Annotated in this window: 7 protein-coding genes and 1 pseudogene; 1 reads left to right on the top strand and 7 read right to left on the bottom strand. The window is 68.4% G+C overall.

What is annotated here, in order from left to right:
* The 3 genes from HNR01_RS11280 to HNR01_RS11270 all read right to left on the bottom strand — a co-directional run.
* On the bottom strand, window positions 1-265 hold a 265-nt coding region (locus HNR01_RS11280), incomplete at its 3' end, for a hypothetical protein (protein ID WP_183667781.1).
* Window positions 231-788 (bottom strand): hypothetical protein, encoded by a 558-nt coding sequence (locus tag HNR01_RS11275; RefSeq protein ID WP_183667780.1) that lies wholly within the window; start codon window positions 786-788, stop codon window positions 231-233. The genes HNR01_RS11275 and HNR01_RS11280, both read right to left, overlap by 35 nt.
* A 2-nt stretch (window positions 789-790) precedes the next feature.
* Window positions 791-1,312, bottom strand: a complete 522-nt coding sequence (locus HNR01_RS11270; protein ID WP_017484795.1) for a hypothetical protein — start codon at window positions 1,310-1,312, stop codon at window positions 791-793.
* Here HNR01_RS11270 and HNR01_RS11265 point away from each other — a divergent pair.
* A pseudogene (locus tag HNR01_RS11265) lies at window positions 1,313-1,462 on the top strand (multicopper oxidase domain-containing protein); the annotation flags it as partial. It lies immediately after the preceding gene.
* Window positions 1,463-1,468: 6 nt separating this feature from the next.
* On the opposite strand, the gene HNR01_RS11260 reads toward HNR01_RS11265, so the two are convergent.
* The 4 genes from HNR01_RS11260 to HNR01_RS11245 all read right to left on the bottom strand — a co-directional run bounded on the left by HNR01_RS11260 (window position 1,469) and on the right by HNR01_RS11245 (window position 5,950).
* Window positions 1,469-2,782, bottom strand: a complete 1,314-nt coding sequence (locus HNR01_RS11260; protein WP_026105569.1) for a B12-binding domain-containing radical SAM protein — start codon at window positions 2,780-2,782, stop codon at window positions 1,469-1,471.
* A complete protein-coding gene (locus HNR01_RS11255) occupies window positions 2,779-4,110 on the bottom strand; it encodes a B12-binding domain-containing radical SAM protein (RefSeq protein ID WP_017484798.1) in 1,332 nt (443 codons plus the stop codon). The genes HNR01_RS11260 and HNR01_RS11255 overlap by 4 nt, the downstream gene beginning before the upstream one ends.
* A 228-nt stretch (window positions 4,111-4,338) precedes the next feature.
* Entirely contained in the window at window positions 4,339-5,130 is a 792-nt protein-coding gene (locus HNR01_RS11250; RefSeq protein ID WP_183667779.1) for a class I SAM-dependent methyltransferase, read from the bottom strand.
* A gap of 4 nt (window positions 5,131-5,134) precedes the next feature.
* The gene (locus HNR01_RS11245; RefSeq protein ID WP_026105571.1) at window positions 5,135-5,950 is read right to left on the bottom strand and encodes a 2OG-Fe(II) oxygenase; all 816 of its coding nucleotides are present in this window, start codon (window positions 5,948-5,950) and stop codon (window positions 5,135-5,137) included.
* Window positions 5,951-6,035: the final 85 nt, after the last annotated feature.

The following is a 6,035-nucleotide window of genomic DNA, read 5'->3' as shown; positions in this document are numbered from 1 at the left end:
GGATCGCCACGGTCAGATCCTTGATCGCCGCGGTGAGGTCGACCACCGCCATGCTGTCGAACAGCGCTGTGCCAGCCACCTGCGCCACGTCCCGCTCTACCTCTGGCTTCAGCGCCTCCGCCTTCTGCGTCTCGATGCGGTAGTCGAAGAAGGTCATCAGGAAGCCGGTCTGCGGGACGAGGAGGGCGGCGGCTGCGGCGCTGACCGCGACGATGATCGCGGGCCAGGTATCAAGCTGCGGAAGAGGATCGTGAACTGCCGCCACCGTTCTGCCTCCTGCGTGCTCTGAACCCGAACGTGTCTTCCGCCGCCATGTCGCTGGCCGCGCGTCCAGAGGCGTGCAGCTCGGCGAAGGCGAGGATGGTGTAGACGGCGACGCCCGTCGTGATGGGCGGCGCGGTGAGCAGGAAGCCGAGGGCGATCGCGAGCCAGAACACGAAGCCGCCGAGGCAGCCCAGGGGGCGGATGAGCGAGGTCTCGCGCCCGCGCCGCCCGTTCACCCAGAGCGCTAGGAGACGGACGGAGCCGAAGAACAGGCACAGCGCGCCGGCCTTCCACTCGCTGATGACCGAGGCGATGACACGGAAGCTCTCGTTGCCGAAGGTGTTGGTCGGCGCGACCAGCACGAGGCCGACGGCGACGGCGATCAGCGAGAGCCAGATTTCAGCCCAGCGGGTCTGTCCGTAGCGGACCGCACGGTGGATCCGCTCGTTGATGGCGGGATCGGGATCATAGACCAGCATCCGCTTGCCCTTTCCGATTCGTTCCGTCCGTGCGGTGTAGGGCATGCTCAGCGCCGAACCATCTCGTCCGCTTGCCGCAACTCGTCGGCAGACGGCGGGGCAAAGCCGCCGATCCGGTCGAGCGCCGGGATCAGCACGTTCTGCTCGCTGGCATGGTCGTCGAGATTGAGCTTGCGGAACATGCGGGCTGCGATCCCATCCGGACCGCCGGCCGCCTTGATGACTGCCGGCGGGGCCGTGTCGATGACGTACTGCGTGCCCTTGGCGATCACCGGCACCGCCACATTGGCCGACAGGGTCTTGCCCTTGGCCGCGCCCTGGACCGCGTTCAGACCGAAGCTGACGACCGCCTCGAGCATCATCTCGACGCGCCGCTGCGAGAGGAACAGGGTCGCCCACGGGTAGACCTCGCGGATGGCCTGGATGACGTAGCCGGCGATGATCGGGATGAGGATGGTCAGGATCGGCTCGCGCAGGGACACAGCGAGCGCGACGAGCCAGTTGCCCCAGGGTGCGATCACCGCCTTGTCGCCGACGGTGGCGATCTCAGCGGCGAGAACGGGCGACACGACACACACTGGCTCGACACGGTGCAGATCCCGGAAGAGCGCAGCGCCCAGATTGCTTTCGTGGCCGACAATCCCGGGCGCTGGCTTCTGAGCGCAACCGTGCTGGAACGATTCGACACCGGGCTCTGGACGAGCTTCGAAGCGAGCTGACTGCACTCACCGGGGCGGCGGGAACGTCCAGAAGAACTCGCCCGCGCGCCCGCTCTGGAGCGTGGCCTGCCGCGTTAGGAAGCGGCACTCCGACGCGAGGGCGGCCTCGCTCCAGCCGGTGCAGGAGATCATCTTCAAGGAAACCGGATCGTAGTCGAGGCGGTGCTCGGGGGGCGAGCGCACCATCAGGCCCGAGGGCAGCACGACGCAGTGATAGACTCGGAGCGCGCAGGGCAGCCGCCGGGCTCGCTCGAAGTTGCGGCGGAAGGTTTCGGGATTGTCGCCAGGCAGGCCGAGGATGATCTCGACGGCGAGGCTCGCCACCGCGTCGAGCCTAGCGAAGGTCTCGTCGAAGCGCCGCTCGTCATAGGTGCGGTCGACATGGGCCAACACCGCGTTGTCGAAGCTCTGCAGGCCGATGCCGACATAGGCGTTGCTGACGGTGGCCAGAAAATCGAGATGCTCCTGGCGCACCGCCGCCGGATAGACCTCGCAGATCAGCCCGCGACGCTCGAAGAAGCCGCTCTCCTCGGCCGCCTGCCGAAGGTTGAGGAAGGCGTTGCGGTTGAGATTCAGCCCGGCATCGACGAGAAGCGCCGCGTAGACATCGTGGCCGGCGATGGCCTCGAACTCCCGCGTCAGGTGAGTGACGGCGCGCACGCGCTTGGGCGATTCCATCGTTCCCCACTCGCAGAACGAGCAGGTGAAGGGACAGCCCCGATAGGTCTGGAGCACGCCGAGGCCACCGTGCTGCACGAGGTTCAGCGCGTAGGGCGAGGCGAGGCTGTCGAGATTGGCCAGCGGCCGCGCTGGGGTCTCGCGCCAGCCCTCGCCGTCGCGGACTGCGACGCCGCGCAGCGCAGCGAGCGCCGATGGCGTCCGGTGGTCGAGCGCCACGATCTCGAGGAAGGTCTCCTCGCCCTCGTTGATGACGAGCACGTCGATGTCGTCCGCCGCCGCTCGGAAGGGCGGGCGCGCGAACATGACCGGCCGGGCCGAGGGGCCGCCGAAGACGACGAGCCGGGCCGGATCGTCCGCCTTGATCAGCGCGGCCACGCGGCAGAGGAAGGGCAGCGACCAGAGATAGGCCGAGAAGCCGACGATGTCGGGATCGAAGGTGACGATCTCGCGGGCGACCCGCTCGGCGTCACCGCCGGCCAGATCCCAGACCCGGCAGACGAGGCCGGGAAAGGCGGCGACGCGCAGGGTGGCCTCGACCATGCGCAGGCCGAGATTGGGGACGAAGCTCGGCATCGCCGGATCGCGCTCCGGATACTGCGCCACCAGCGCGATGCGCAGGCCGGAGCGGACGGCGCTCATCGCGCCGCGGCCTGCCGCCACGAAGCGCGGGCTTGGGAGACGCGCTCGGGCTGGCGGGGGAACGTCCACCAGAACTCACCGGCCTTGCCGCCAGCAGCGAGCGCCCTGCGGCGCAGCTCCGCGCGGGTGTGCGCCACCGCCTCCTCGCTCCACCCCTCGCAGGAGCACATCGTCAGCGTCTGCGGGTCGAAGCGGACGTTCCACTCGGGCCGGCTGCGGGTCAGCAGCGCGTCGGGCAAAACGAGGCAGTGATACACCCGGACGCTCGCAGGCAGCGACAGGGCGTAGTCGAGGGTGCGGAAGAACCCCTCCGGCGTGTCGCCGGGCAGCACGGCGATGATCTGCAGCTCGATATTGGTGATGCGCGCCAGCGCCCGTACTGCCGCCTCGAAACGGGGCGAGTCCGAGGGGCGATCGTGCAGGCGCAGCACCGCCGGGTCCATCGACTGCATCCCGACACCGAGATAGGCAGTGCCGATCTCCTCGATGAAGGCGAGGTGCTCGTCGCGCACGACTGAGGGGTAGATTTCCGCCCAGAGCAGGGTTTCCTTGAGGAAGCCCGAGCGCTGGGCAGCGAGCCGGAGATTGCGGAAGGCGACAATATTTAGGTTGAGGCCGGCATCGAGCAGGAACACCGCCGGCGCAGCGAGGGTGCGGAAGGCATCGAGCTCGCGGGCGATGTAATCGGCCGAGAAGGCGGCTTTGCTGTTCTCCTTTGTGCCCCACTCGCAGAAGCGGCAGGAGAGCGGGCAGCCGCGGAAGCTCTCCAGATAAGCCACGCCGCCCTGCGGCATCAGACCATGGGCGTAGGGCGAAACAATCCGGTCGAGGGCGGCGATGGGCGGGCGCCGCTCGGTGCGCAGCCAGCCGGTCGCGGTTGGCAGCGTCAAACCGCACACCCGCTCCCAGGCCGACCGGTCGAAATGGGGCAGCCGGGCAATCTCGCAAATGATTTCCTCGCCGTCGCCCTCGACCACGGCGTCGAGATAGGCGTGGGCCGGGCGGTAAGGTTCGAGGTCGAAGAAGGCGGATCGCGCCGAGGGGCCGCCGAAGACGATCGCGAGCGAGGGGCACCGCGCCCGCAGGGCCCGCGCCACTGCGATCATGGCCGGCGCCGACCAGACATAGATCGAGAAGCCGACGAGATCGGGCTCGAAGTCCAGGATGTCGGCGACGTAGGCCTCGATGTCGGCAGTGCGGCGGTCGAACAGCCTCACGGTAGCGTCGGCGAAATCGGGGTCGCCGAGCAGAGCCGCGTGGATGCGCCGGATGCCGTAGCTCGGCAGCCGCAACTCGCCGAGTTCCTGCGCATCGGGGCGAGGCGTCATGCACACGAGGGCGATGCGTCGATGCGCGGGGGCGGACGATTCAGACATGGCTTCGCGGGGATGGGGACAGCGTTGATGCGAGCAGGCGGGAGAGAAGCGAATCCAAGGCCTCGGCAAAGCTTGCATGATCCGACCGACGCGCGCCGATCCTGTCTCCGACATCGGGCTTGGCGGTCGCGATGACCCGCTCCCTGCGCCCGACTTCATCATCGGGAGGCTCGGCTCGCGTCATCGCTTGTCCAGGCGGAGATGGAGGTAGTGCAGGCAACCGAGTCGGTGCAGTTCTCGCAAGAGGGCGCCGCCGGTCGGCCTGCCGCCTCGATCCAGGCCGATAGTGTAAAAACTCGGCTCGGTGTTCGCGGTTGCGTCGGTGACCCGTAGGCTGAAGCCGACGGCCTCCGCATCGCGGCGGATCGCGTCAATACCTGCCCATTTGGCGGGCCAGGGGCCGAAGGCGTCCTCAAGTCCATCCGCGAACAGCGCGACCCGCTCCGGCGGCAGCGGCGGTCGGGTGAGAACAATGTCGCTCATCACGAGAACCCCCTTCCGGGTCAGGACGCGCTGCGCCTCGCCGAAGAAGGCGCGCCGGGAGGCAAAGTGGAACGCCGCCTCGACGCAGAGGAGCCGATCGAACGCGGCTCCCGCGAAAGGTAGGCGGCAGGCATCGCCCGCGACCCAGGCAGCGTTGCGCGGCCGGTCGTCATAGCGAAGTCCGACCGCGAGTTGGCGCGGATCGAGGTTGAGCCCGATCACCGCCACCTTGGGATCGCTCCGCCGGATCGCCCGCAGGGTGCCGCCGAAGCCGCAGCCGACATCGAGCACGCGGTGTTCCGGCGCGAGGTCGAGCCACGCGACGAGCGCCGCGCTCAACCGTTCCTGTGCCCCTGCGAAACCCGCCCGCGCCCTTACCGGACCGATCGCCTCTGGTTCGTCCCAGTGGCCGAGATGGACATGATCGATCGCAGCACCCTCCGCGACCGCCGCGAGGAACGCATCGAGATAGGCGGGAATCCGCGCCACCCGCCTAACCCCAGCAATGGACGGCGTCACCGGTGCGGGATCGGGCCATGAAGGAGCAGGCGGTCCAGCGCAGGCGGGCGCCTTCCACCGGCGTGACCTGATGGAGGAAGCGGCCCGAGCGCAGGAGCACGATGGTCCCGGCCTCGACGTCGAAGGCGTGGCGGGCAAAGCGCGCGAGGTCCGGCTTTTCTGTCAGGCGATCGCGATTCTGGAACCGGCCCGACCACGCCTCCGCCTTGGCGTCGAAGACTTCGAGCATCCCGCCGCGCTCGGCCTTCGATAGGGTCAACACGAAGGAGAAGATGTCGCCCTCCACCACGCTCTCGAGGTGGCGGTAGCTCGGGCGGTTCTTCTGTTCGTTGTCGAAATGCGGTGGGATGTAGCCGCCCTCGTGATGCGAGCGCAGGGTCGTGGCCATGTAGGTCCGCCCATCATGCAGGGTGGGCGGGACGTAGGGCCGCCCGCCATCGAGGCGCGAGAGCAGTGCGAGAATGCGGGTCTCGAACCCGCCCCATGGCGCCATCAGCTCCCCGAGGCTGCGCGTGAAACCGGGCGCCATGTCGAAGTAGGCGCGTAGATCCGGATCCGCGAGGTTCAGGTTCATCCCATAGAAGTGCGACCGGAACGGCGCTGGGAACGAGGTCGTAGGGAAGCCCTGCTGGTTGACCTCGAGGTCGGCGACGATCGACGCGCATTCGGCAGGCGTTAGAACGTTGCGGATGACGACGGCCTGAACCGCATCCTCGCGCAGCCGCGTCAGCGCATCGGCATGGGTCGAGGTCTCGGCGGCGTCGATCAAGATCGTTTGCAGAAACGGCATCGCCCCCATCCCCTCGCCCGGACTCCGGCGATCCTCGACCCACAGACTGGTTTCGGCGGCGATCGCCGTGGCCGAACCGTCCGAG

Origin of the sequence: Methylorubrum rhodesianum (genome assembly GCF_014199985.1) — a bacterium.
GTDB classification, from domain to species: Bacteria; Pseudomonadota; Alphaproteobacteria; order Rhizobiales; family Beijerinckiaceae; genus Methylobacterium; species Methylobacterium rhodesianum.
This window is presented reverse-complemented; position numbering and strand designations above follow the sequence as displayed.